This is a genomic window from uncultured Jannaschia sp., assembly GCF_947494025.1.
Classification (GTDB): domain Bacteria; phylum Pseudomonadota; class Alphaproteobacteria; order Rhodobacterales; family Rhodobacteraceae; genus Jannaschia.
The window spans coordinates 220,105-244,191 of sequence record NZ_CANLTQ010000004.1; the positions used below are offsets into that span (position 1 = coordinate 220,105).

The 24,087-nt window shown below is 62.3% G+C and carries 24 protein-coding genes and 1 tRNA gene; 12 read left to right on the forward strand and 13 right to left on the reverse strand.

From position 1 onward, the window contains the following. Positions 1-7: 7 nt before the first annotated feature. The 11 genes from pstA to rplU form a co-directional block, all read right to left on the reverse strand. The gene (gene pstA / locus Q1B08_RS09045) at positions 8-1,363 is read right to left on the reverse strand and encodes a phosphate ABC transporter permease PstA (RefSeq protein WP_299817313.1); all 1,356 of its coding nucleotides are present in this window, start codon (positions 1,361-1,363) and stop codon (positions 8-10) included. Then, entirely contained in the window at positions 1,360-2,823 is a 1,464-nt protein-coding gene (gene pstC, locus Q1B08_RS09050) for a phosphate ABC transporter permease subunit PstC (RefSeq protein ID WP_299817315.1), read from the reverse strand. The genes pstA and pstC overlap by 4 nt, the downstream gene beginning before the upstream one ends. A gap of 54 nt (positions 2,824-2,877) precedes the next feature. After that, complete coding sequence (locus Q1B08_RS09055) at positions 2,878-3,912, reverse strand: substrate-binding domain-containing protein (protein WP_299817317.1); 1,035 nt, start codon at positions 3,910-3,912, stop codon at positions 2,878-2,880. Between the two features lie 106 nt (positions 3,913-4,018). Continuing rightward, complete coding sequence (locus Q1B08_RS09060) at positions 4,019-5,071, reverse strand: ATP-binding protein (protein WP_299817319.1); 1,053 nt, start codon at positions 5,069-5,071, stop codon at positions 4,019-4,021. Next, positions 5,071-6,249 (reverse strand): aminotransferase class I/II-fold pyridoxal phosphate-dependent enzyme, encoded by a 1,179-nt coding sequence (locus Q1B08_RS09065; RefSeq protein ID WP_299817320.1) that lies wholly within the window; start codon positions 6,247-6,249, stop codon positions 5,071-5,073. Before Q1B08_RS09065 ends, Q1B08_RS09060 begins: the two co-directional genes overlap by 1 nt. A gap of 23 nt (positions 6,250-6,272) precedes the next feature. Further along, a complete protein-coding gene (locus Q1B08_RS09070) occupies positions 6,273-7,532 on the reverse strand; it encodes a glutamate-5-semialdehyde dehydrogenase (RefSeq protein WP_299817323.1) in 1,260 nt (419 codons plus the stop codon). Continuing rightward, positions 7,529-8,623 (reverse strand): glutamate 5-kinase, encoded by a 1,095-nt coding sequence (proB, locus tag Q1B08_RS09075; RefSeq protein WP_299817372.1) that lies wholly within the window; start codon positions 8,621-8,623, stop codon positions 7,529-7,531. Before proB ends, Q1B08_RS09070 begins: the two co-directional genes overlap by 4 nt. Further along, positions 8,620-9,657: a GTPase ObgE gene (obgE, locus tag Q1B08_RS09080; RefSeq protein ID WP_299817324.1), complete on the reverse strand. Its 1,038-nt coding sequence runs from the start codon at positions 9,655-9,657 to the stop codon at positions 8,620-8,622. Before obgE ends, proB begins: the two co-directional genes overlap by 4 nt. Before the next feature lie 32 nt (positions 9,658-9,689). Beyond that, positions 9,690-10,256 (reverse strand): GNAT family N-acetyltransferase, encoded by a 567-nt coding sequence (locus Q1B08_RS09085; protein WP_299817326.1) that lies wholly within the window; start codon positions 10,254-10,256, stop codon positions 9,690-9,692. A gap of 316 nt (positions 10,257-10,572) precedes the next feature. Beyond that, positions 10,573-10,842 (reverse strand): 50S ribosomal protein L27, encoded by a 270-nt coding sequence (gene rpmA / locus Q1B08_RS09090; protein WP_299817328.1) that lies wholly within the window; start codon positions 10,840-10,842, stop codon positions 10,573-10,575. Between the two features lie 6 nt (positions 10,843-10,848). Then, positions 10,849-11,667, reverse strand: coding sequence for a 50S ribosomal protein L21 (gene rplU, locus Q1B08_RS09095; RefSeq protein WP_299817330.1), 819 nt, complete (start codon positions 11,665-11,667; stop codon positions 10,849-10,851). A 280-nt stretch (positions 11,668-11,947) separates the two neighbouring features. Between rplU and Q1B08_RS09100 the strand changes: the two genes are divergently transcribed. After that, positions 11,948-12,037 (forward strand) — tRNA-Ser (locus Q1B08_RS09100). Positions 12,038-12,553: 516 nt separating this feature from the next. Then, complete coding sequence (locus Q1B08_RS22010) at positions 12,554-13,882, forward strand: phospholipase D family protein (RefSeq protein ID WP_366139998.1); 1,329 nt, start codon at positions 12,554-12,556, stop codon at positions 13,880-13,882. Between the two features lie 26 nt (positions 13,883-13,908). Here the strand turns inward: Q1B08_RS22010 and Q1B08_RS09105 are convergent, their stop codons facing one another. Both Q1B08_RS09105 and Q1B08_RS09110 read right to left on the reverse strand, forming a co-directional pair. Beyond that, positions 13,909-15,393: a DNA methyltransferase gene (locus Q1B08_RS09105; RefSeq protein ID WP_299817332.1), complete on the reverse strand. Its 1,485-nt coding sequence runs from the start codon at positions 15,391-15,393 to the stop codon at positions 13,909-13,911. Beyond that, positions 15,393-16,577 (reverse strand): DNA methyltransferase, encoded by a 1,185-nt coding sequence (locus tag Q1B08_RS09110; RefSeq protein WP_299817334.1) that lies wholly within the window; start codon positions 16,575-16,577, stop codon positions 15,393-15,395. The genes Q1B08_RS09105 and Q1B08_RS09110 overlap by 1 nt, the downstream gene beginning before the upstream one ends. A gap of 435 nt (positions 16,578-17,012) precedes the next feature. Between Q1B08_RS09110 and Q1B08_RS09115 the strand changes: the two genes are divergently transcribed. The 10 genes from Q1B08_RS09115 to Q1B08_RS09160 form a co-directional block, all read left to right on the forward strand. Then, positions 17,013-17,255, forward strand: coding sequence for a hypothetical protein (locus Q1B08_RS09115; RefSeq protein ID WP_299817336.1), 243 nt, complete (start codon positions 17,013-17,015; stop codon positions 17,253-17,255). 40 nt (positions 17,256-17,295) lie between these two features. Continuing rightward, a complete protein-coding gene (locus Q1B08_RS09120) occupies positions 17,296-17,700 on the forward strand; it encodes a hypothetical protein (RefSeq protein ID WP_299817338.1) in 405 nt (134 codons plus the stop codon). Beyond that, on the forward strand, positions 17,697-18,146 hold the full coding sequence (locus tag Q1B08_RS09125; protein WP_299817340.1) for a hypothetical protein: 450 nt from the start codon (positions 17,697-17,699) through the stop codon (positions 18,144-18,146). Before Q1B08_RS09120 ends, Q1B08_RS09125 begins: the two co-directional genes overlap by 4 nt. 30 nt (positions 18,147-18,176) lie before the next feature. After that, positions 18,177-18,416: a hypothetical protein gene (locus Q1B08_RS09130; RefSeq protein WP_299817342.1), complete on the forward strand. Its 240-nt coding sequence runs from the start codon at positions 18,177-18,179 to the stop codon at positions 18,414-18,416. Between the two features lie 82 nt (positions 18,417-18,498). Then, positions 18,499-19,458: an IS481 family transposase gene (locus tag Q1B08_RS09135; RefSeq protein ID WP_299817344.1), complete on the forward strand. Its 960-nt coding sequence runs from the start codon at positions 18,499-18,501 to the stop codon at positions 19,456-19,458. A gap of 301 nt (positions 19,459-19,759) precedes the next feature. After that, positions 19,760-20,422 (forward strand): hypothetical protein, encoded by a 663-nt coding sequence (locus Q1B08_RS09140; protein ID WP_299817346.1) that lies wholly within the window; start codon positions 19,760-19,762, stop codon positions 20,420-20,422. A gap of 9 nt (positions 20,423-20,431) precedes the next feature. Then, positions 20,432-21,628, forward strand: coding sequence for a hypothetical protein (locus tag Q1B08_RS09145; protein ID WP_299817348.1), 1,197 nt, complete (start codon positions 20,432-20,434; stop codon positions 21,626-21,628). Positions 21,629-22,287: 659 nt separating this feature from the next. Beyond that, positions 22,288-23,076, forward strand: a complete 789-nt coding sequence (locus Q1B08_RS09150) for a M20/M25/M40 family metallo-hydrolase (protein WP_299817349.1) — start codon at positions 22,288-22,290, stop codon at positions 23,074-23,076. Positions 23,077-23,110: 34 nt separating this feature from the next. Beyond that, a complete protein-coding gene (locus Q1B08_RS09155) occupies positions 23,111-23,242 on the forward strand; it encodes a hypothetical protein (protein ID WP_299817350.1) in 132 nt (43 codons plus the stop codon). Between the two features lie 408 nt (positions 23,243-23,650). Continuing rightward, the coding region (locus Q1B08_RS09160) for an IS5 family transposase (protein ID WP_299817352.1) at positions 23,651-24,087 on the forward strand (437 nt) is incomplete at its 3' end.

A 24,087-nucleotide genomic window follows, 5' to 3' on the forward strand; every position in this document is an offset into this window, starting at 1 on the left:
TAACCCCTTACCAGCGGCGTTCGAACCGGCGACGCAGGAAGACCGCCGTCAGGTTCATCAATAGCAGGAACGCGAGGAGGACGATGATCGCCCCGCTTGCGCGTTCCACGAAGGCCGGGTCCGAACGCTGCGTCCAGTTGAAGACCTGCACCGGCAGCGCGGTCGCCGGATCGAAGAAGCCGCCGTCGAGCGGCGTGTCCGGATATTCCCGCACGAAGGCCACCATACCGATGAGGAGCAGCGGCGCGGTCTCGCCCAGGGCCTGCGCGAGGCCGATGATCGTCCCGGTCAGGATGCCCGGCATGGCGAGCGGCAGCACATGGTGAAACACGCTCTGCATCTTGGAGGCGCCGAGTCCGAGCGCGGCGTCGCGGATCGACGGCGGCACGGCCTTCAGCGCGGCGCGCGTGGCGATGATGATCGTCGGCAGCGTCATCAGCGTCAGGACCAGCCCGCCGACGATGGGCGCCGATTGCGGCAGGCCCGCGAAATTGATGAAGATCGCGAGGCCTAGAATGCCGAAGACGATGGAGGGCACCGCCGCGAGGTTCGAGATGTTCACCTCGATCAGGTCGGTCCAGCGGTTCTGCGGCGCGAACTCCTCGAGATAGATGCTGGCCGCCACACCGATCGGCAGAGCCAGGACGAGCACGATCAGCATCATGTAGGCCGAGCCGAGGATCGCCACGCCGAGACCGGCGGCCTCGGGCCGCGTGTCGGAGGCGTCGGGCGCGGTCAGAAAGCGCCAGTCCAGCCCGGTCCGGAGTGCCCCCCGCTCCTCTAGCGCCTCGGCGAGCCGCAGCTGTTCGGGGCTGACATTGCTGTCCAGCTCCGCGCTCGCATAGGAGACGCGGCCCTTGTAGAAGCCGTCGATCCGGCCGGAGGCCAACACGGTCAGGTCGATGGTCTGCCCGACGAGATCCGGGTTGTCGAGGACGCGGTTGCGAAGCTGCGCGATGGATTCGTCGGAGATCAGGTCCATCGCGTCCCCCGGATCGAGGTCGGCCTCGATCCCCGCCGCGGCGATCGTCGCCTGCAGGCCGTCGCGCAGGAGCGGCGCGTAGCCGAATGTCGTGACCCGCGCCATCTCGTCGTAGTCGCGCGCGCCGGACGGATCGAGCCGCTCCTCGTCGAGCGTCACCTGCATGTCGATGGTGGTCTGCCGGAACGCGGACAGGCCGCTCGTCAGGATCGAGGTCAGGAGCACGATCAGCGCGGCGATGCCGATGCAGACGGCAACCAGCCCGTAGATCTTGAAGCGCCCCTCGGCGGCGTTGCGCTTCGCCGTTCGGGTGTCCCGAGCCAAGAGGCTTCCCTGCCCGGCCCCGGACGGCACGGCGCCCGGTGCGGTCGCGTCGGTCATTCGTACTGCTCCCGATATTTGCGGACGATGAAGAGGGCGAGAACGTTGAGCCCCAGCGTGATGACGAAGAGCGTCAGCCCGAGCGCGAAGGCGACCAGCGTCTCCGGGCTGTTGAAATCGGTATCGCCGGTCAGCTGGCTCACGATCTTCACCGTGACCGTCGTCATCGCCTCGAACGGGTTGAGATCGAGGCGGGCCGCGGCGCCCGCGCCCAACACCACGATCATCGTCTCCCCGATGGCGCGCGAGGCGGCAAGGAGCACGGCGCCGACGATGCCGGGCAGCGCTGCGGGGACGATGACCATCCGGATGGTTTCGGACTTGGTGGCGCCGAGGCCCAGCGAGCCGTCGCGCATCGCCTGCGGTACGGCGTTGATGATGTCGTCTGACAGCGAGGAGACGAACGGGATCAACATGATCCCCATGACGAGCCCGGCCGTCATCACCGAGGAGGCGGAGTTCCCGAGGCCGAGCGGCGAGGCGATGGCGTCGCGCAGGAGCGGACCCACCGTGATCAGCGCGAAAAGACCGTAGACGATGGTCGGGATGCCGGCGAGGATCTCGATGGTGGGCTTGGCGACGGACCGGAAGGCGCGGCCGGCATATTCCGACAGGTAGATGGCCGAGAACAGGCCGATCGGCACGGCGACGATCAGCGCGATCAGCGAGATATAGAGCGTGCCCCAGAGAAGCGGCAGGATGCCGAGCTCGGACGCCCCGCCGCGACCCGAGAAGCTCGGCTGCCAGGTCGTGTTGAAGAAGAATCGCGTGAACGGGTATTGCGAGAAGAAGTTGGCCGTCTCGAACAACATCGACATCACGATGCCGAGCGTCGTCAGGATTGCGATGGAGGCGGACACCATCAGCAGCCCGAGCATGCCGGTCTCCACCACGTTGCGGGCCCGGTAGCTGCCCTCGCTGCGGTGAATGGCGACGGCCGCGCCGATCACCGCGACGGCGAGGACGGCTATCCCCATGATCCAGCGCAGCGTGCGGCTCGTCGTACGGTATTCCATGGCGGCGTCGAGCACCGGCCGGGTCAGCGGCGCGCCGAGCGCGGTGCCGCCCCGGACCAGCATCCTGCCGACCTCCTCGGGCGTGGCATCGGCGAAATCGCCGGCGATGAAGGATTGCGCGAGTGGCCCCGACTCGAGCCCTTCGGCGACCCGCCGGACGTCGGAAACGACGAGGCCCATCGCCGAGCCTTCGGGCAGCACGGAATCGGACAGGTCGCTGCGGATCGCGCCATCGAGGAACAGCGGCTGCACCAGCATCCACGCGACGAGCAGCGCCAGCGCCGGGACCAGCGCCATGATCGACCCGTTCAGACCGTAATAGATCGGCAGGCTGTGCAACCTGCGCGCATCGCCCCCGACCGACGCGATGGCCCGGTGTCGCGCGGTGACGAACGCCAGGGCGCCGATGGCCGCGAGGGACAGAAGGATGAAGCTGACTTGCATCTGGGTCTCCGAGACGTCGAAGGGATGGGCCGGGGTCGCCCCGGCCCGGGCCGATCAGTTCATTACCGCTTCGGAGGCAACCTTCTCCTGGGTCTCGGCCAGTTCCGGGTCGGGCACGAGGCCGTAATCCGACAACGGCCCGCCGGGACCGGCGACGTCGTTCGAAACGAAGAACTCGGCGAATTCCTTCAGGCCCGGAATGGCCGCGAGATGCGCCGCCTTGATGTAGAAGTAGAGCGGCCGCGACACAGGGTACTCGCCGGAAGCGATGGTTTCGATAGAAGGCTCGACGCCGCCCATTGTGGCGACCTTCAGCTTGTCGGTGTTGTTCTCGTAGAACGACAGGCCGAACACGCCGACGCCGTTCGCGTTGCTCTCGACGCGGGCGAGCGTCTCGGTGTAGTCGCCGTCGATGTCGACGCTGCGGCCGTCGGATCGGACCGACATGCAGGCTTCCTCGACCGCATCCTCGTCCATCCCGGCGGACATCATGCGCTCCATCGCGCCGGTGTCCTCGCAGCCCTGCAGCATGACCTTCTCCTCGAAAACCTCGCGCGTGCCGTGTTTTGTGCCGGGGATGAAGGCCAGGATTTCCGCATCGGGCAGGCTCTCGTCGATTTCGGTCCAGCTCGTGTTCGAATTCGTCTTCATCGTGCCGTCTTCGCCCGGGATTTCGGCGGCGAGCGCATGGTACCACTGGCCGGGGGTGAACTCCGCGAAGTCGGGACCGTTTTGCTGGCTGGCGAAGACGATCCCGTCATAGCCGATGCGCACCTCGATGATGTCGGTCACGCCGGCATCGGCGCAGGCCTGCACCTCGCTGTCGCGGATCGCGCGGGATGCGTTGGCGATGTCTATGGTGTTCGCGCCCACGCCCTCGCAGAAGCGCTTCAGGCCGGCCGAGGAGCCGCCCGATTCGACGACCGGGGTCGGGAAGCCGAAATTCTCGCCGAAGGCTTCCGCGACGATCGAGGCATAGGGCAGAACGGTCGAGGATCCGGCGACCTGCACCTGATCCCGCGCCGCCGCGGCGGTGGCAGAAGCGGCGGCGAGCGCCATACCCGAAATGGCAGTCCTGGTGAGGGACATGGAATGCTCCTGATGTTCCGTACGTGAGGCGGACGCCCCACGGTATCCGTTAATGCCAGCAGCTAGATGCGGGATGCTGGCCTTTTGTGACAGCTACGTAACGGTTTCATGACAACGGGCCGGTCGAGCCGATTTCGGCGGGAAGCGTCACCGTGACCCGCGTGCCGCGCCCCGGCTCGCTTTCGATCCTGAGACGGCCCCGATGGCGGTTGACGATGTGCTTCACGATGGCGAGCCCCAGCCCGGTGCCTCCGGTGGCGCGACTGCGCCCGGTATCGACGCGGTAGAAGCGCTCCGTCAGGCGCGGGATGTGCTCGGGCTGGATGCCCGGCCCCTGATCGCTGACTACAACGCGCCAGGCCGGGCCGCGGATCACCGGCTCGCGCGCGATGCGGTCGATGACGACCTCCACCGCGCCGGGTCGCGTGCCGTACTTGATCGCGTTCTCCATCAGGTTCGCGAAGACCTGAATGAGCTGGTCGCGGTCGCCCGGCGCCGGAGCGGCCCCGGGCGCGCGCAGGGCGATCGTCACCCCCTCGGCCTCGGCTCCGGGGCGCAGCGGGTCGATGGCCTCGCCAAGCACGACGGCCAGATCCAGCCGGTCGGTCGGCCGGCGGCGCGACTGCCCTTCGAGCCGACTGAGCGAGAGAAGGTCGGAGACCAGCCGATTCATCCGCGACGCCTCGTTCGCCATGAGCGCGAGAAACCGCGCTCGCCCCTTCGGATCGTCGCGGGCCGGGCCCTGCAACGTCTCGATGAAGCCGAGGATAGCGGTGAGCGGCGTCTTCAGCTCGTGGCTGACATTGGCGACGAAATCGCGCCGCATCGATTCACCGGCGCGCAATTCGGACACATCACGGAACACCAGAAGCACCTGCCGTTGGCGCCCCGCGACGGGCAGCGGGCTCACCCGCACCTCGTAGAGCGTCTCGACCTCGCCCGAGGAATGGGCGAACCGCGCGCGGCCGGGCTTGCCGTCGGCGAAGGCGTCCTCGACCGGACCGAGCAGCGAAGGCTGCCGCAGGACGCTGACATAGGAGCGTCCGACGACCCAAACGCCCAGCCGGTCCTGCGCCGCGCCGTTCGCCACCGCGACCCGTCCGTTCGCGTCGAGAAGAAGGGCCGGCTCGAGCAACGCGTCGAGGACGGCCTCGATCATCAGGCGGCGGCGTCGAGCGCGGCGGTGAAGTCCCGGACCAGGAGATCCAGCGGCTCGCAACCAACGGAAACGCGGAAGAACCCCTCGGTGATGCCGAGCGCCTCCCGCCCCTCGGGCGTCAGCCCCCGGTGGCTGGAGGAGGCGGGATGAGAAAGCGTGGTGCCCACGTCGCCCAGCGTCGGCGCGAAGGGGACCATCGGCGCGGCGCGGGTCAGCGCGTTCGCCGCCGACCGTCCGCCGTGGAGCCGGAAGCTCACCATGTTGCCGAAGTTCGGCCCGAGCAGCGCGCCGGCGCGGTTGTGGTCCGGATGGTCGGGGCGACCGGGATAAAGCACCGCCTCCACCGCCTTGTGCCCCGCCACCGCGTCGGCCAGCGCCGCGGCGTTCGCCTGCACGCGCTCGAAGCGCATGTCGAAGGTGTAAAGGCCGCGTTCCGCCATCCAGCAATCCCACGGGCTCGGCGTCAGCCCGAGCGTGACGTTGGTGTCGTAGATCGCCTTCCGCTGCGCCGCGTCGCGCGCCAGCACGTAGCCCAGCGTCACGTCGGAATGGCCGGAAAGGAGCTTGGTCACCGAATGGATCACGACATCGGCGCCGCGCTCGAAGGCCGGAAACCCGTAGGGCGTCGTGAAGGTGTTGTCGACGACGAGGATCAGGCCGCGCTCGCGGGCGAGCCGCTCGATCCCTTCCATGTCGGCGACCCGCAGCGTCGGGTTCGACACGACCTCGACCAGAAGCAGCTTCGTCGCGGGCGTAATCGCCGCCTCCATCGCCGCGATGTCGGTCGGGTCGGCCAGTGTTGCCGTGATCCCCCAGCGGGGCATGTCCTGCGTCAGCATCCGCAACGACCGGCCGTAGAGCTGATTGCTGCCCAAGACGTGGTCGCCCTGCGACAGGAGGCCGAGGAGCGTGGCGGTGACCGCCGACATGCCGCTGCCGGTGATGATGCCGCCCGTGCCGCCCTCCATCCGGTCGACCATCTGCGCCAGGACGTCGGCGTTCGGATGCCCTTCGCGCCCGTAGGTATAGCCCTGCGCGCGACCCTCGTATTGCGCGTCGAGCGCGTCCGGGTCGGGCGACGCATAGACGACCGAGGGCTGCAGCGGCGTGACGACGGCACGGCTCACGCTTTCGGGGAACGGGGTGCGGCGGACGAGGTTCGGACGGGGATCGCTCATGAAGATGCCTTTTCTTGGAAATGTCAGGACCGGACGGCGCCGTTCCCTGTGACGAGATACTTGAAGCTGCAGAGCTGCTCCGCGCCGACGGGGCCGCGCGCGTGCATCTTGCCGGTGGCGATGCCGATCTCCGCGCCCATGCCGAACTCCCCGCCATCGGCGAACTGGGTCGAGGCGTTGTGCATCAGGATCGCGCTGTCGAGCCCGGCGAAGAACCGGCCGACGGTCGTCGCGTCTTCCGCCAGGATGCAATCGGTGTGCCGGCTGCCGTAGCGGCGGATATGGGCGATCGCATCGTCCACGTCGTCCACCACGCGCGCGGCGATCCTGAGGTCGAGGAACTCGGTCCCCCAATCCGCCTCCGTCGCGGGCAACGATCCCGGAAGCCCCGCCCCGGCGCGCACTTCGACGCCCTCGGCGATCAGGTCCTCGACGATCCGCGCGCCGAGCGTGTCGGCCACGTCACTGTGGATCAGCAGGCATTCCACGGCGCCGCAGATCCCCGTCCGCCGGGTCTTGGCGTTCAGCACGACCTTCCGCGCGATGTCGGGATCGGCGGAGCGGTCGATATAGATGTGCACGATCCCTTCCAGATGGGCGAAGACCGGCACGCGCGCCTCCCGCTGGACGAGACCGACGAGGCTTTTGCCGCCGCGGGGCACGATCACGTCGATATGCTCGACCATGCCCAGCATCTCCGACACGGCGGCGCGGTCGCGCGTGGGGACCAGCTGGATCGCCGCATCCGGGAGGCTCGCGCCGCGAAGGCCCTCGACCATCGAGGCGTGGATCGCGCGGGACGAATGGAAGCTCTCCGATCCGCCGCGCAGGATCACAGCATTGCCCGCCTTGAGACAGAGCGCGCCGGCATCGGCGGTGACGTTCGGGCGACTTTCGTAAATCACGCCGACCACTCCGAGCGGGGTGCGCACGCGACGGATCCGCAGGCCGTTCGGTCGCTCCCAGTCCGCGAGAACCGCGCCGACCGGATCCGGCTGCGCGGCGATGGCGCGGAGGCTGTCGCGGATTGCGGCGGTGCGCGGCTCGTCGAGGCGGAGCCGGTCGAGCATCGCGTCCGACAGATCCCGGTCCCGGCCGAACGCCATGTCCCGCTCGTTGGCGGCGAGCACCTCGTCCCTTTGCGACCAGAGCGCGTCCGCCGCCCCTTCGAGCGCCGCCTGCTTGCGATCCGCCGACACGGTCATGAGTTCGTTCGACGCCACCCGCGCGGCCCGGCCGATCTCCGCCATCAGTGACGGCACGTCCATTGCCGCATCCTTCATGTCACCATGTCGTCCCTGTGGATCAGCGCCGCGCGCCCCGGGTAGCCGAGCGTGGCCGCGATGTCGCCCGACCGCAATCCTTTGATGGCTCGGGCCTCCTCGCCCGTGTAGCGGATGAGCCCCTGGCCGATCTTGCGACCGTCCGGCCCTTCGATCGCGACCGGCTCGCCGCGCCCGAAACTGCCGCCGACGAAGGTGACGCCCGCGGTCAGGAGCGACTTGCCCGCGGCCAGCGCCGTCCGCGCGCCCTCGTCGATCGCCACGGTGCCGCGCGGCCGCATCGCGGCGATCCAGCGCTTGCGCGCGGTGTGCGGGTCGACCTTCGGGGTGAACCACGTAGCCCGCGCGCCTTGAGCCAGCGCCCTGAGCGGACGCTCGCCCCCGCGCGTGATGGCGAGCGCGCAGCCAGCCTCCGTCGCCGTCCGCGCGGCCATGAGCTTGGTGATCATTCCGCCCTTCGACAGGCCCGACACGCCTTCCCCGGCCATGGCGGCGATCTCCTCGGTGATCTCGTCCACCACGGGGATGTGCACAGCCTCGGGATCGAGGGCGGGATTGGCGGTGTAGAGCCCATCGACGTCGGACAGGAGTACGCAGACATCTGCGCCGGCCATCGCCGCCACCTGCGCCGCCAGACGGTCGTTGTCGCCATAACGAATCTCGTCGGTGGCGATGGTGTCGTTCTCGTTGACGATGGGCACGACGCCGAGCGAGAGCAGCGTCTCAAACGTCGCCCGCACATTGAGGTAGCGGCGGCGGTCCTCGCTGTCGTCGAGTGTGAGCAGGATCTGCGCGGAGGGAGCAAGCACCTCGTCGTAGGCTGCCGCGAGGCGCAGCTGTCCCACGGCGGCGGCGGCCTGCGACGCCTCGATCGAGAGCGGCGGTTGCAGCGCGAGCGCGTGGCGGCCAAGCGCGATGGAGCCGGAGGAGACGAGGATCACGTCCTTTCCCTGCCCGCGCAGATCCGCGACGTCCGCCGCGAGACCGCGCAGCCAGCCCGAACGCACCGTCCCGCCGGCAGGATCGACCAGCAGGGCGGAGCCGATCTTGATGACGACCCGGCGCGCGGCGGTCAGCAGGCTGCTGCTCAGGCCGGGCTCCACGGCGCATCTCCCTCCTCTGGCGGCGCCCCCGCGGCGTCGCGGCCGATCAGCACGCGCAGCGCGCGCAGGACCTCGGTCACGCCGGCGCCGGACACGCCGGACATCGCCATGACCTCGTGCCCCGTCGCCTTCGCCAAGGCCGCGCGCCGATCCGCGATCTCGTCCTCCGACAAGGCGTCGATCTTGTTCAGCACGGTCAGCCGGGGCTTCGCGGCAAGCCCCTCGCCGTACATCTCGAGCTCGGTGACGATGGTGCGCCAGTCCTCCGCCACGTCCGCGCTCGTCCCGTCGACCAGATGCAGCAGCGCGCCGGACCGCTCGACATGGCCGAGGAACCGGTCGCCGATACCGCGGCCCTCATGCGCGCCCGCGATCAGGCCGGGAATGTCGGCCACGACGAACTCGATCCCGTCCACGCCGACCACGCCGAGATTGGGGACGATGGTCGTAAAGGGGTAGTCGGCAATCTTCGGACGCGCGTTCGACGTCGCGGCCAGGAACGTCGACTTGCCCGCGTTCGGCAGGCCGAGCAGGCCCACATCTGCGATGAGCTTCAACCGAAGCCAGATCGTCCGCTCTACCCCCGGCTGCCCCGGATTGGCGCGGCGCGGCGCCTGGTTGGTGGAGGATTTGAAGTGGAGGTTGCCGAAGCCGCCATTGCCGCCTTTGGCAAGCACCAGACGCTCGCCCGGCCCGGTCAAGTCGGCAATTACCGTTTCCTCGTCCTCGTCGAGGATCTCGGTGCCGACGGGCACGCGCATCACGATGTCGTCCCCGTCGCGCCCGGTGCGCTGCCGCCCCATGCCGCCCTGCCCGGACTTCGCAAAGAAATGTTGCTGGTAGCGGAAGTCGATCAGCGTGTTCAGCCCTTCGACCGCCTCCACCACGACGTCACCGCCGCGGCCGCCATCGCCGCCGTCGGGACCGCCGTATTCGACATACTTCTCGCGCCGGAACGACACGGCGCCGGAGCCGCCGCCGCCCGAACGGATATAGACTTTGGCGAGATCGAGGAACTTCATGCTTCAGCCCTTACGCCGGGCCCGACCCGGCCTCAAGCCATCTGGCGCATGTAGGTCCAGGTCGGCACGACGGCCTCGCGGGCGACGCAATAGGTCTCCGCGTCACCGATATAGTCGAAGCCTGCATTGGTAAGGACGCGGGCGGAGGCCGGGTTGTCCTGAAAGATCGAGCCGAATATCTGCCGCGACGCGAGCGGATTGGCCGCCATCAGCCCCGTGACCGCCTCGGAGGCGAAGCCGGTGTTCCACAAGGCCGGCGCAACCCAGTAGTCGATCTCGGACTGCGAACGGTCAAGCGCCTTGAGGCTCACCACGCCGACGAGTTCCCCCATTTCGCGCGGTGAGGCGTCCATCGCCCACACCGTATCGTCGCCCGAACCGGACAAGACGCGCGTGACGAAGGTGTCGGCCGCGCCGGGCGGCAGCGGATGCGGGATCGAGGCCGTGTTTCTCGCCACGCGCGGATCGCTCGTATGCAGCTCGATCGGCCCCATGTCGGAACGACGCAGCGGACGCAGAACGAGGCGACCCGTCGCAAGCACCGGCTGGTCGCCGGTCTTCACGATGTCGAGCCGATGCGGTGCACTTTGCGGCGTCATGGTCTTCTCCCTCAATCGTGCCGGACGAAAAACCGGCTGGCGGCGCCTCGCCCCTTCGCCTCCTGCTTCAACGGGCGTGCGAGTCGTCGCGGTGTTCTGTCTTCCCGCCGGCATCTGTGCGGAAACGGTCAGCGATCCGGGACGGCAACAAGGCGCATCCCGCGTCACGGTCTTCCAAGGCTCCCGGCGGATGACAGCCGTCCGACAAGGCGATCCCGCCTTTCCCATCGAACCCCAAGGAGCGTTACCCGAAACGACAAGGGGGACCGACATTCGCGCCGATCCCCCTTCTGGTCTTCGACCTTGGCGGTCAGGGTTACTCAGCGGCCTCCGCCTGAGGGAGCACGCTCACGAAGGTGCGGCCCTTGAAGCCCTTGCGGAAGGTGACCGCGCCATCGGCGGTGGCAAAGATCGTATGATCGCGGCCCAGGCCGACGCCCTCGCCCGGCCACCACTTGGTGCCGCGCTGACGCACGATGATGTTGCCCGAGACGGCCCGTTGGCCGCCGAAGAGCTTCACGCCAAGCCGACGGCCAGCGGAATCGCGGCCGTTGCGGGAGGAGCCACCGGCTTTCTTGTGTGCCATGCTACCTTACTCCTGTTCTGCGGCGAACTGCTTCGCCTGTTCGATCCAGCCATCACGCTCGATCCGGCCCTTGAAGGACAGGGTCTCATCCATGTAGGCGATCTCTTCCGCACCCCAAGCGGCGATCTGGTCGAAATGGAAGACGCCGTGCTCGTGCAGGTTGGCTTCCAGCTTCGGACCGACACCCGAAAGCTTTTTCAGGTCGTCCGGCGTGCCGTTCCGGGCTTCGTCAAGCAGGTTGGCGGGACGCGCGCCCGCCTTCTCGTCCGTGGAAGATGCGGCGACGGCCGCACCGACCGCCGCGGCGGCTCCGACGACCGCAGCCCCGGCCACGGCGGCCCTTGCCGCGACGGACGTGCTGTCGCTGGCGCCCTTCACGGCCTCGGCGGCGTCGTTGGCAGCGGTTTTGACCTTGCGAGGCGCGGATTTCGCTGCGTCCGCAGCAGATTCGAGCGCCGTCCGCGGCACGGAGCCGGCCCCGACCGCAGCCTTGACGCCCGTCGAATCCGCCCCGGAGGCGAGGATGTCGGTCACCCGCAGCAGCGTGAGGTACTGGCGATGCCCTTTCGTGCGCTGCGAACCGTGCTTGCGGCGGCGCTTGACGAAATGGATGAGCTTCTCGCCGCGTATCTGGTCGATCACATCGGCCTGGACGGCCGCGCCGTCGATCAGCGGCGAGCCGACGCGCACCTCACCCCCGCCGATCATCAGGACATCATTGAACTGAACTTTCTCGCCGGCCTCGCAGGCCAGCTTCTCAACACGAAGCACGTCGCCCTCGGCGACCCGGTACTGCTTCCCACCGGTCTTCAGAACGGCGAACATCCGCTCTCTCCTTGTCTGTCGCGCCCTGCGGTCCCCTTTCGGGCGTTCCCCGGTTACCGACCCTGTAGGGCGGCAACCACCTCGGACAGCGTGCCCGTTCCCGGGCATCCATGAATAACGATAGGCCGCGCAAGAAACCTGGCGGCCCGTGTTGGGCGGCTATTCCATGCAGGGCCAAACCTGTCAAGCCGATCCCCGCGACCGGGGCCGCGGGAAATGCCCCCGCCCCTCTTGCAGCAGTCCCGCCGCTTCAATAGAGACACGCCACGACCCGAGGTGCGGAGAGGTGCCGGAGTGGTCGAACGGGACGGTTTCGAAAACCGTTGTGGATGAAAGTCTACCCAGGGTTCGAATCCCTGTCTCTCCGCCACTTGCCCCCGCGAAAGCGTTCTCCCCATCCGGCTACGGCCGGAATTTCTCGTTGTATTCGAGGGTTATGCGGGTGTGGCTGAGCACCGGCCCTCGCGCCAGGAGGGCCGGAAGCGGTCTCTCCGGGCCGATATTCTCCGGACCTCATGACTGCGTCGGTTTAGTGAAATTTTTACAAGTCACTGAAATCGATTATATTTCTCGCATGGCCCGCTGAACACTTCGATTTCAGGGGCGTACTCCCGGATGGAACAGAAATCGAACTCGGAGGTGACGCGCGCGAGCCTGACAGAAGCCGTGGCGGAGCCCCTCAAGCGCAATGAACTGTACGGCTTCTTCGACTTTTTTCTCTCGGTATAACTGGCTCACGGCAAGCTACTTGTGCTCAGACATAAGCGACTGATATTCGTACCACATCCCCCAAGCGGAGTGGTTGTCAGTGCGATACATTGATTCAGCATCTCGAAACACTGCAGACGTTCTTGGCGAATGGCTCGCCAGCTTCGCCCCGCAGTCGGTGGAAGCTCTTCGGTGGCAGACCGGCTACTTTAGCGCAGATGGCTTAGCACCGTTGGTGCCAGTGTTAGACGCGCTCAAGATTCAAGATCTTCTCACGCGTTGCGTGATCGGATCCAACGGAGGAGAGACCGGAGAGCCAGATATCGAGACGCTCCTCCAGCTTGTTGGTAGCCCGCGGTCGAATGCACGGATCGGTGTTGTCAGCTATTCAGCCGGCCTGTTCCATCCAAAGGTTTATCATTTTACCAGACAAGACGGGACACAGGCCGCATACGTGGGGTCCGCAAACCTGACTTCTCCCGGCATTTCCGGGATGAACATTGAGGCAGGCATGCTCTTGGACTCCTCCACCGGAGATCCTGATGATGTACTGTCGGACGTAGCTTCGGCCATCGACGCCTGGTTCACCGGCACCCGGCCAGGGGTTTCATCGATTGCATCGCTATCCGATATCGCGCCCCTTGTCGCCGCGGGCATCCTTGGGGTTGCTCCAACTCCACGCACGACGCAAAACACGTCTACAAGCAGTGGGGGGAGTTCGAACAAAGTCGGGCTCAAGCCACTTGTCAAATTCCCATCAGTTTCAACAAAGAGCAGCACTGCATCCGTTGCAGCTTCGTCGGCAGCCGCTCAGCCGACGTCACCGAACACGGCACCCACCGGCGCACCCCCCGCCACACCTGCCGCAGCACTTACCTCAAGTCCGCGGCCGCCATTTCCGGCATATGTACTTTTCGCGCCGGGCATCATGACGCCGACGCAAGGCGCTGCGGCACTAACTGGATCGAGCCTCGCGGGTGGGGCTGCTGGCTTGGTAATCCGTCTAAACAAGGACAGCGCGAGACACTTCTCTGGGGGCAGCGGTACGGCAAACGTCAGTGTGCCCGTTGCGACAATTGGTACGGTGAGATTCGGGGTGTTTCAGGGGAAGTATCAAAGGCCGCGCGCGGAATTCGAACTTCGAATGCGTTTTGCCTCAAATCTGGGCACCCATGAAGCTCCCGCATCCAGTATCAACGTAATGGTATATGGGTATGCTCCTGGAGAATCTGGCCACGGAGACGTGAGGATGGTCGTTCCGGCCGCTCCTGCGCGCGAAATTCGCGATCACGCTACCGCAAACGGGTTTCGTGTTCCTGCGGTAAACGATCCGATGATCCTTGAATGGCCAACCGCAGCCGATCCCTGCTTCAAGGCCACTTTTGTTGATCAGGGGCACTCGCTATTCGGCACAGTTGATGCATTGCTCATCGCCGCTTCGACCACGGGCGCACTCGTGGGACAAGGTGCTTGCTGGCTTCCCTCAGGTACTTCACCCCAATGGTAGAGGCCTCAGCAATCCCTACAGACGGACTACGCTTTTCGAAGAATTATTAGCGTTTCAGCCGCGACCGCATTGCTAACATGGTACCCATATCGCTTGTAAGTCTGTAACGGAATTAGTTCATCGATGCTCCATCCAACAGACACTGCCAAGTTTGCCAAGTGCGATGGAGTATCAATATCGTACCGAATTCCTCCAATGGTCGTGTGGTTGTGCCCGACAATCAAAGCGTAAGGTGCTCCGGCTTTCATGAGGGCATTCACAGAGCGGAAGTTGGTCTTCATCGCTGCGAAGTATCTGTAGAGCAGCGACGGCACGGCGCGTCGCCGAAAGCCATCGCTCTCACTGAGCGAGTTAGCCAGCGTCACGCAAAGATCATACTCGTCAGTCGGTAAATCGGCCTCATTTAGGGCCATAGCTTTAGGCAGCTCGCGCTTTGAGCTTCCGCGTAGTTCGCGACTGCCGATCAGCGACGCTTCGAGCTCAAGAATTTGATCGGCAGGCAGAAGCCCGAGCCAGACCAATGACAGCCGCTGCGTGTCGATGTACGGCAGGGCCATGGCGTAGGGAGGGCTTGTGATGGCCGCATCGAACCTCTGCTGACCATCAACTTGCATCAACTCTGAAACGTCGCAAAGAAGTGCCCGACCAGATGTGGCCCCGGTCCCAATTACCTCGCGTGTAGCTAGGATGCGCCCGAGCACTTGTGAGACCGCGCTCAAAAATGCCTTGGTATAAGGCTCGGAGGGTAGTGGCGACGTTCTCCGCCGTATCCTTAGATCACGGGGATCTTGTTGCGAGTAGTCGCGGAGCAGATTGCTGGCAATGGCAAGAAATATCGGCGAAAGGTCGCCAGCGATGTCGAGGATCACTTTTCGCATGTTTTCGATCTCAACGTAAATGTCCTGATCGAACCACCCTAACAAATACTCCTGTCGCTCGTCGGACGATTTCAAGCCAGTATGTTTTCTGGTGGACAAGAGGTGATCCGAAATATCCCTCTGCACCTTCTTCAGCGATTCAACAGACGCAGATAGCGCACAGAGCTTCGCGTTAGAAAGATATACAGCGAGTGGATTTATGTCCGTCCCGACCGCGTCTATTCCAAGATGCGAGCACTCTATTAACGTAGTGCCGCTGCCACAAAATGGATCGAGCACAGATTGGCCAGGGGTCACATGAAAAATGTTGAGAAGTGCCCTAGCAACCTGGGGATTAAACTTTCCCTTGTACTCGTGAAGCCCGTGAACTGAGTAGCGGGTAGCTTGCCGGTTCCTACCGTTCCTTGCAGAAATCTCTAATTCGGATTGCGTTGTCGGAACAAAGCCGCCGCCGTTTTGATACCCCTTAAAGTAAGTAAGGCGATCGGCATTGGTGTGGTCCCCTGTGTCCTGCAGCTCGATCCCATCTTGGGCATCTTGCAACTTTGCGAACTCAATGAGTGAAGATGCCTCTCTAGAAGCTAGCTCCCTCTCATAAGGGTAGTATTTGTAGTCATGCCACTGGAGGCGCATTACTCCACCTCCTTGCGTAGAATCAGAACAGTTTCGGTCTTTATGTTGGCATGGGAAAGATTGAAGGACTTTCGGCTTGCAGACAGAATACGATCAGTCATGAAAAACGGCTTGAATCCAATAGATCTGGCCTCGTCGTTTATGATCTCTGCATTGTCGTACAGCTTGCCGTGGATCTTCGAGCGACCTACCACGAATGCAACGTAACCACCCTTCACAACCACGCTATCCAGTAGATGCAAAGTTTGCCTCATTTGACGCGCAAAATCTTCAGCGGTATGATGGTTCTTCTTGAAAAAGTGAGCTCTCGCTCCAATTTCATCGGCCTTAACCTTCAGGGGGTCATAACCTAGCCACCACATCCGATACTTGTGGTAGAGCCAATACTCGTAGGCGTTCGGATAAGGTGGAGATGTAGCGACCAAGCCTACAGGCTGCCCGATCTCGAGCGGCTCGACCTTCAAAATGTCCCCTTCGACTACGTTCACCGGGCTCAATGCGTAGTCACGGCTTTTCAGCGCGACATTGATCCGGCCGACAGCGCGCAGAAAAAGCGCTGGAACTGCCTCAGGAGCAATATTCTTATCCACCGCAGCGTAACGCGTGTCACTCTCTTGGTTCGACACACGAACAATGATGCTCGAGAGCGCGAGCCGAAGGCAATCTTGCACTTCACTCACGGTCGCGCTTATTGCCGTGGCGATCTTGTTAATCTCGATCTGGACGCCTGGCGTGAACCAGTGATCAAGGTTAGGAATCTCAGGAACATCGCTTTTTGGCACTCCCCTCGAAATTCTAACTAATTCTGCGGCATGCTCCTCGAGACCTACGGGGCACGATGCCGTCTTTACGCGAGACATCAAACAGGCAATCGGATTTAGATCGACGCCAACGGATGGGATCCCGAGCCGTTGACTTTCGACCAGAGTGCTTCCGCTTCCGCAAAATAGGTCAAGGACCGCAGTTGATTTTGGAATTGGCAACGAACTCAAGATTGCTCGAGGTATTTCGGCAATGAATTTTGCGGGGTATGGATGGATACCTTCAATTTCGCTATGACTCCGTCGATCCACGAAGCTCCAATCAATGGCACTTAGCGACGACTTGATAGCGCCGTCAGGATCAGCCGGGTTGGGCCGATTTTCCAGGTCGGCCTGTAAGGTTTCGTTTGCCCCGTGCACCATTATTTTTCTTCTCGTTGTGGGCGCACTAGCGGAAGTGTGCCTTGATCTATTGTTGGTTCTGCCCGACTCAGAAAGTCAGCCACGGCTCGGCGAGCAATCTGTGCAACTGGAGCATCGTCACGCTCCGCCAGCGCGAGCAACATTGCGTACGCTCGCTCGTCCAGGTTGATTGTTACCCTGGCTGTCTTTGTTCGTCCCTTCGGCCTTGCCATTCAGTACGTTTAGTGCAGCAAAAAACTGTCTGCAAGGCAAACCTCGGCTATATGCGCGTGCGTCTGCGGCAAAGGCGAGACTGCTCCGACCACTCGACTGGAAATGGCTTGTGCACCCGCGCCAGCGTCACCTCCGCCCCCTGCTTCCCATCAAGGATAGCCTCGACGATTTCTGGCGCGAACAGGGTCAGGCGTAGGACACGCTTGAAAGAGGTGGCAAGTCATGTCAAAGCGCTATGTTGTGGATAAATCGAGCGGCGAGCATCTTGTCTTCCCCGACATCTTAAACATTGATGTCCAAATTGGAGAAGCGGAAGATGGGATCGTTTCCCTTTCTCTGATTGCTCGTCTTTCCGCTGGCAGCGACTGGGGCGACCTGCCAAAGGCCCGCGAAATTGCTCTAAGCTCTCCGTTCTTCATTTTGGTTCTTCATTTTGCGGCGCCCATCAGACGAAGCAGTAAGTGAGTTTCAGTTCATTCGAAATGAGGGCCTTAATGGTACTGCAGTGCTGCTTGTTGAGGCTGGCCACGTCGACTCTGTCATTTCAAAAATTCAAACTGATCCAACATACTTTGATCCTGAGTACTCGGGGACGTCTGAGCCGTTCTATTCTCTGGTGGAGATCGCTTCGGTTAGCTTAGATGAACACCAAGTCGAAACCGTTCGAGTTCAGAATGGTTTGGCTAATCAGTTCAGCAAGCTTGTTGAGATTGTAAAAGCGGGCGTCGACGACGCGGACCGGCCTCACACACTTGGCCTCGTCGATAAACTGCTCGTACAGGGCGACTTTGAGCGTAGAGAAGAAGTATGGTGGCTTGTGCTCTCTCTTGGTGCCCTGAAAGCTGATCTGACGAAAGTTGAGGAAACAGTGCTTCAGGTTTCGGGGCTTGCCAAGGATATTTCGATGTGAGTAAGAGCTGCGCTTTAAGGGTATCAACACTAGTCGCGATTTCAGGGTTCGACTGGAGTCCGGTGCTAGCGAATGGCAGTGATTACGCCTGCCCGATTGAACCAATGAACCTCTTTGGGCCGATGTTCGACCCTGTTCCTGTTCCCGGATTGAACACAGAGTTCGGTACCTTCGAGTCTTGGCCGCTAACGCCTGAGCTAGCTTCGCTCGGATTTGTTGCTCATCGCGCTTCCGATGGAGCCTTTCTTGTGTTCCCGAACCGACTTTCGGCTACGATGTTGTCATGGTCGAAGCTGATTGGGCCCGGCGATGAGGTCTGCGCATCAAGAGTTGTGGCCGTCTTTCAGTCCGAAAGCGAGTCTCAGACGATCGCGCCACTTATCGAGGCGATAAAACTTGAGGAGCCATCTGCCGAATTTATCCGTCCAATTATGCAAGACGTCTAAGTGGAATTTACTATCCCATTTCTTGGATACATGAGCCGCTACGACCCGAGGCCGCTGTTTCCTTTAGGTGGCGCGATTATCGTTTGGGATCTTGATCGAACCAATACACGCATTTTGGAGCGTTTTATCGCTGATGGCGGCCCATCAGTTGATCTGCCAGGCGCTCTTATGTTCACTGAGCTGTATACGAGCCTATACTTTTCAATATCCCTTAGCATAGACGACGATTCTCTGCTTGAAAATCAGTTTTCCGTCTCAATAGAAAACTGATCAGATATTGTGATGTATGATTTAGGTGTTTGATCCCACGGTTTGATGGTGTGATCCTTTCTGCGGAATGGAAGGAAGCCCTATGGGACAAGTTCGTCACGGCTGCGCCACGACCACGTTCGCCGTCAGAGCTGCAATGCAGCGATCGCAGGCTTCGCTCTCGCAGCTGAGCGGCGAGTTGGGGATCAATCCCAAGACGGTCGCCAAGTGGCGGAAGCGGGCGACAGTCGAGGATCTCAAGACCGGTCCGAGGGAGCCGCGCTCTACGGTTCTGACCGAGGCGGAGGAGGCGATGATCGTCGCGTTCCGGCGTCACACGCTGCTGCCGCTGGACGATTGTCTCTATGCCTTGCAGCCCTCGATCCCGCACCTGACGCGGTCAGCCCTGCACCGGTGCCTGCAGCGGCATGGCATCTCACGCCTGCCGGACGTCGAGGGCGACAAGCCCAAACGGCAGAAGTTCAAGCGTTACCCGATAGGCTTCTTTCATATCGACATTGCGGAAGTGCAGACCGCCGAGGGCAAGCTCTACCTGTTCGTGGGCATTGACCGAACCAGCAAGTTCGCGGTCACACAGCTCGTCGAGAAAGCCGACAGGAAAACGGCGTGGGAGTTCCTGCAGCACATGCTCGAGGCGGTGCCCTATCACGTCCACACCATTCTTACCGACAATGGCATCCAGTTCGCCGAGCAGCCAAGAAACAGGAACACGATCCTCTCCCGGCCCATGCGCTTCGACATGATCTGCGAAGTTAACGGGATCGAGCACCGGCTGACCAAGCCCAACTATCCTTGGACAAACGGCCAGGTCGAGCGGATGAACCGCACCATCAAGGACGCAACCGTCAAACGTTATCACTACGACAGCCACGATCAGTTCCGAACGCACCTTGGCGACTTCATGGCTGCCTACAATTTCGCCCGCAGGCTCAAGACCCTCGGTGGCCTCACACCTTACGAATACATCTGCAAAATCTGGACATCAGAGCCGGATCGATTCATCCTCAATCCGATCCACCAAATGCCGGGACTGCACACCTAGTTTTCGGCGTGCGAGCGCTTTTTTGCGGTCGCAGACAATCTAGTCAGGGCTGCCGATTGCCGGAATTATAATGGAGCAGCCCCAAAGGCAGGCTCATCCGGATCGCGCTGGACCTCGCTCGCACGAAGCTCTGAATATAGGACCGCAAAGGGCGCGTTCGGAAGTGGAGGGCAGCGTCGCTGACTTCTACGCTGCCCGCCCCGGGCCCATCCCACCGCTGCCGCGGCCGATTTTTTCAGTGATGGTGCGGCGTTGGGTAATCGCGGATTGACGGGAAGCTCGGCAGGAGGCACTTTCTATCTTGCAATTCGTTCTGAACATGGGGCTCAAAATGCGTGTTGCTTCCCTGATCGCACTTGCTGCCATCATTCCTACGCCCGTGCTGCCCCAAGACGCGGCAGCAGCGCTGGTCACGACTATGCACGCCGAGCGGAATACGCCCAGGCTCCAGATACTCGCGCCTGAGCAGCAGGGGCGCCAAGCCCTCATGACGACTCAGGTTACGCCTCAGGACATGCCCGACAAACTCATAGCGGCTTGGCGGTTCCTGACAGAGCGCGCCAGCGAGTATGGGCTTACGCCGGACCTTTCCAGCCTCCAACATGTCGGGACGCAGGAAACGGAGCTCGGCTCCGTCTTCCGGTTCAGTCAGCAACTCGGCGGGCGCAGAGTTGCCGACGGCGAAATCGTAGTATCGGTGAACAATGACAATCAGGTCTATCAGGTCTATAACAATATTTATCCGGCCACAGCCGAGAAGGCCGCGCGGGCCAGTTTTGCCGAGATACCCCCTGATCGGGCACGGGACCTGGCGTGGGATACGCTCGGCGCGCAAAAGCTACTTGCAGAGCCGCTATCGGAACTCGTCTACATACCCGACGAGAATGGCTTCGTCCTAGCCTATGATGTGCGCCTCTACGTGACGCGCAACAAAACGGACGGCGAAGCCGAGCCAGGCTATTAGCAAGTCTTGGTGGACGCCCTCACCGGCGACGTGATCGGTGACCCTAACGAGCTCAGTACTAACGAAGGTAAACGGGCCGAAGAGGACAACTATTTACAAGAGGCGGCCAATATTGATGCCGCCCTACGCTCGTTTTCGGCCGTGACCCAGCGCGCAGCCAAGGGCGGAGAGGGGGTAGAGCGGGTCACCGGACAGGGACTAGTCTTTAATCCGGATCCCATCACCTCGCTTGCAACCGCTCTAACGGACAATTCGCCAGCCGTTGCGTTCGAGCCCGCCTACAACGAAGTGAACTTGCTTGAGTTGGCTAAGTTCAACAACGTCGTTCGGCTCGAGGGACCGTGGGTAGCGATCACCGATTTCGAGCCGCCGAACACGATCCCCTCGACTACGGCCGATGGTGTCTGGACGGCCAAGCGCGGCGACAACGCTTTCAACGACGTGATGACCTACTACCACATCGATCAAAGTCAACGGTACATCCAGTCGCTCGGCTTTACCGGCATTCAGGCCCGCCCCATTCCCGCTGACAGTGACGGAATGAGCGGTGCTGATAACTCACACTATGTCGGTCCTCCTATAGACCGTATCGCCTTCGGGCATGGGTGCGTCGATGACAACGAGGACGCCGACGTGATCCTTCATGAGTACGGGCACGCAATGACCTATCATATCAACCCGAGCTGGAGCGGGGGTGATAGCCGCGCGATCGGCGAGGGCTTTGGCGACTACTGGGCAGAGACATACAGTCATTCCACGCCCAACGGGGCCTCGTTCCAAGCTGACAGAGTGTTTGAATGGGATGGCACGTGTCCTTGGGGTGGCCGCAGCGTAAACGTGACCGGTGTGCAATATGATCCTGATAAAAATTACGGTGCTCATGAGGGCATTGGAAACGGGGTGCAGTCGGACGAACTATGGTCCACGCCGCTCTTTCAGTCCTTTCTTGAACTCCGCGGACGAGATGTGCCGCGGGAGGAGATCGACACAATCGTATTGCAATCGATGTTCGGCTTGGGCGCCGGTTTCAAAATGCACGATTTGGCCGCGGCCGTAGTCGCCACAGCAAAACAGCTCCACCCGCAGGGCGTGCATTCCGGTATCTTCCAGGCCCAATTCGAAAAGCTGAATATCTTAGGGCCAGATGGATCCGTTCCGACTTGGCCCGGAGGCGTCGATGCCGCCGGTGCGGCCGTGAAGCGGTGAAACCACCGGGGGCTTGAACAGCTATGAGGGCGGTCATCTTTGATCTCGACGGCATGGTACCTAGCGCTGGAGCGGCCGCGCTCCGGCCAGACGCTCGTGATCTTATCGCCGCGATCGCCACCTCCGGCGCGCCCTTCACGTTGACGATAACCGGCGCCAGTACAAGGAAAGGTTGCACAGCGGCTCGGAGGCGGCTCGCGATCGCCCTTGGTGATGCTGATCTCGGTGACTCGCCGAGATCCTTGACGAATCGACTAGTTATCACCCGCGCCTTATCACATGGTGCGAACGAATACGCTGAGAACTTGAACCAGCTTGTGAGTTATAGCGGCGAGCATGACCACACGCATCTGCCCGTCTTTGTGTCCGCTGATCCGCTTCATCTAGAAGTTGCGGAGCGCCTTGGGATGCTATCTTATCCACTCCCGGCGCTGGACTTGGCAGACCGTCCGCCAGCAAAGGGAACGTGGCCATTCGGGCGGTCATGGTCGGAGCTAACGGCGAGCCTGCTCGAAACTATTAGTTTTGAGCCCTGCAAGAGGCGAGAGACTGCAGGGAGAGCTCGGCAGGCCGCCGCCGTTTCGAAAAGTGCTGCGGTGGACGAACGGACTGTCGGGCTCGTTCAGGAAGTAGATGCCAGTCGCCTGCAGGCGAGCCTTATGAGTCTCGTCGACTGGAATACCCGCTGGTCGCATTCAGAAACGCTCAGTCAAGTTGCCGATGCAGTTAGGGACGCGTTCCTTACGGCAGGGTATCCGCAGGACTGCGTCCGCTTTCAACCGTTCGCGATGCCTAATGGTAGCCCCCAACGGAACGTCCTTTGTGGGGCGAGTGAATTGGGTGCAGGCTTGGTCCTTCTCTGCGCCCATTACGACAGCCAATCAACTGGCCCAACCGCCCCAGCACCAGGTTGCGACGACAACGCAAGCGGCGTGGCTGTCGTGCTGGAAGTCGCCAGGATTCTGCGGGACGCCGCAATGCACCAGAACGTGCTTTTCGCCGCATTCGCCGGCGAAGAGCAGGGTCTATTTGGATCGCGCGCATGCGCAGAGATTGCCGCGGCTGAGGGCTGGGACCTGAAGCTCGTCATTAACCTCGACATGGTCGGCCATAACTCTTCGGCCAAGCCGCAGACGACCATTGTGGAATACGACCAGGGCAATCGAGTGCCCGACAACGATGCAAAATCACGTGAATTTGCGGCGATAATGGCTCAAGCCGCCGTAGACTACACAAACCTCTCCGTCGAGCATGACAATATTTCGAACAGCGATTACATGCCTTTTGAAGCGAGGGGCTACGTGTGTGTCGGAGTTTACGACGGAGCTGCCGCTTTTGACTTCTATCACACCGAAAACGACACGATCGACAAGGTCGATCTGGGGTATCTGTCCGAGGTGACAAAGTTGGTTGTCGGGGCAGTTGCGACGATCTCCGAGCCATCCTGATCGCAGGAGCGAGGCTGCGGACGCGGAGGTGATCGTGGAAGTGGATCTGCGCCCGACCATGCTCTGTGTTGAGTCAAAGGCGCAGGATCAGCAGGCCCGTGCTCTTGTGTTCCGCACCTGCGAGCAGATCGTGAACCAGCGGACAAAGATGGCGCCCGGCATCTGAGCGATGCTGACGCGCGGCGAGAACTATCGTGGTTCGACCATCGCGCCGCCTGATTCAACTGCCGGGTAGAGCCGGCCTTAAGAGCTGTGAGGCAGGCATCAGCCAAATGGACACCTGATTGACATGATCCGGGTCGGGCAAACCAGAAACCTTCTCCGAGCTTCGAGCTCGCTGTTGGAGATTCGGCGCCGCTTCGAGCATCACCATCTCGGCCAGCGGCGCCAGTCAGCCGCAAGAATAGGCCTGACAAAGGTACGCACTCGATCACATGTCCGGCGATCAGAGATTCCTTGCAAGCCAAGCGGTATCCACAAGAGAAGGTTGTCTTTCAGGCCCATTCCCTCGGCGCTGTTGCACATCTCGGTAAGGGGGATTCACTGAGCGCGCGCTGACGGTTAGCTCGAGGGTATGCCGAAGCCTTCCCCAACCCGCTACCGCACGACGAACTGGTCCGACTACAACGCGGCGCTGCGCAAGCGCGGCTCACTGTCGGTTTGGTTCGACCCCGAGATGGTCTGGCACGCCGACAAGACCGGCAAGCGCGGCCGGCCCGAGACCTTCTCGGACGCTGCCATTCAGACATGCCTGACGCTGAAGGTGCTCTTCGGTCTTCCGCTTCGGCAGACGGTCGGGCGGGTCGAGAGCCTGATCCAGATGGCTGGACTCGATTGGCCAGTCCCGGACTATTCGACGCTGTGCCGGCGGCAGGCGCGGATCGCGGTGCAGATCCCGTATCGCACATCGGGACAGCCGCTGAACCTGCTCGTCGACAGCACCGGCATCAAGTTTCGCGGTGATGGCGAATGGCAGGCCCGCAAGCATGGCCCGTCACGCCGGAGGCAATG

Excerpts from the sequence above, each read along its gene's own strand:
- pstA (WP_299817313.1), bottom strand. The coding sequence starts at position 1,363 with ATGACCGACGCGACCGCACCGGGCGCCGTGCCGTCCGGGGCCGGGCAG.
- pstC (WP_299817315.1), bottom strand. The coding sequence starts at position 2,823 with ATGCAAGTCAGCTTCATCCTTCTGTCCCTCGCGGCCATCGGCGCCCTG.
- Q1B08_RS09055 (WP_299817317.1), bottom strand. The coding sequence starts at position 3,912 with ATGTCCCTCACCAGGACTGCCATTTCGGGTATGGCGCTCGCCGCCGCT.
- Q1B08_RS09060 (WP_299817319.1), bottom strand. The coding sequence starts at position 5,071 with ATGATCGAGGCCGTCCTCGACGCGTTGCTCGAGCCGGCCCTTCTTCTC.
- Q1B08_RS09065 (WP_299817320.1), bottom strand. The coding sequence starts at position 6,249 with ATGAGCGATCCCCGTCCGAACCTCGTCCGCCGCACCCCGTTCCCCGAA.
- Q1B08_RS09070 (WP_299817323.1), bottom strand. The coding sequence starts at position 7,532 with ATGAAGGATGCGGCAATGGACGTGCCGTCACTGATGGCGGAGATCGGC.
- obgE (WP_299817324.1), bottom strand. The coding sequence starts at position 9,657 with ATGAAGTTCCTCGATCTCGCCAAAGTCTATATCCGTTCGGGCGGCGGC.
- Q1B08_RS09085 (WP_299817326.1), bottom strand. The coding sequence starts at position 10,256 with ATGACGCCGCAAAGTGCACCGCATCGGCTCGACATCGTGAAGACCGGC.
- rpmA (WP_299817328.1), bottom strand. The coding sequence starts at position 10,842 with ATGGCACACAAGAAAGCCGGTGGCTCCTCCCGCAACGGCCGCGATTCC.
- rplU (WP_299817330.1), bottom strand. The coding sequence starts at position 11,667 with ATGTTCGCCGTTCTGAAGACCGGTGGGAAGCAGTACCGGGTCGCCGAG.
- Q1B08_RS09105 (WP_299817332.1), bottom strand. The coding sequence starts at position 15,393 with ATGCGCCTCCAGTGGCATGACTACAAATACTACCCTTATGAGAGGGAG.
- Q1B08_RS09110 (WP_299817334.1), bottom strand. The coding sequence starts at position 16,577 with ATGGTGCACGGGGCAAACGAAACCTTACAGGCCGACCTGGAAAATCGG.
- Q1B08_RS09115 (WP_299817336.1), top strand. The coding sequence starts at position 17,013 with ATGTCAAAGCGCTATGTTGTGGATAAATCGAGCGGCGAGCATCTTGTC.
- Q1B08_RS09130 (WP_299817342.1), top strand. The coding sequence starts at position 18,177 with ATGAGCCGCTACGACCCGAGGCCGCTGTTTCCTTTAGGTGGCGCGATT.
- Q1B08_RS09135 (WP_299817344.1), top strand. The coding sequence starts at position 18,499 with ATGGGACAAGTTCGTCACGGCTGCGCCACGACCACGTTCGCCGTCAGA.
- Q1B08_RS09150 (WP_299817349.1), top strand. The coding sequence starts at position 22,288 with ATGAGTCTCGTCGACTGGAATACCCGCTGGTCGCATTCAGAAACGCTC.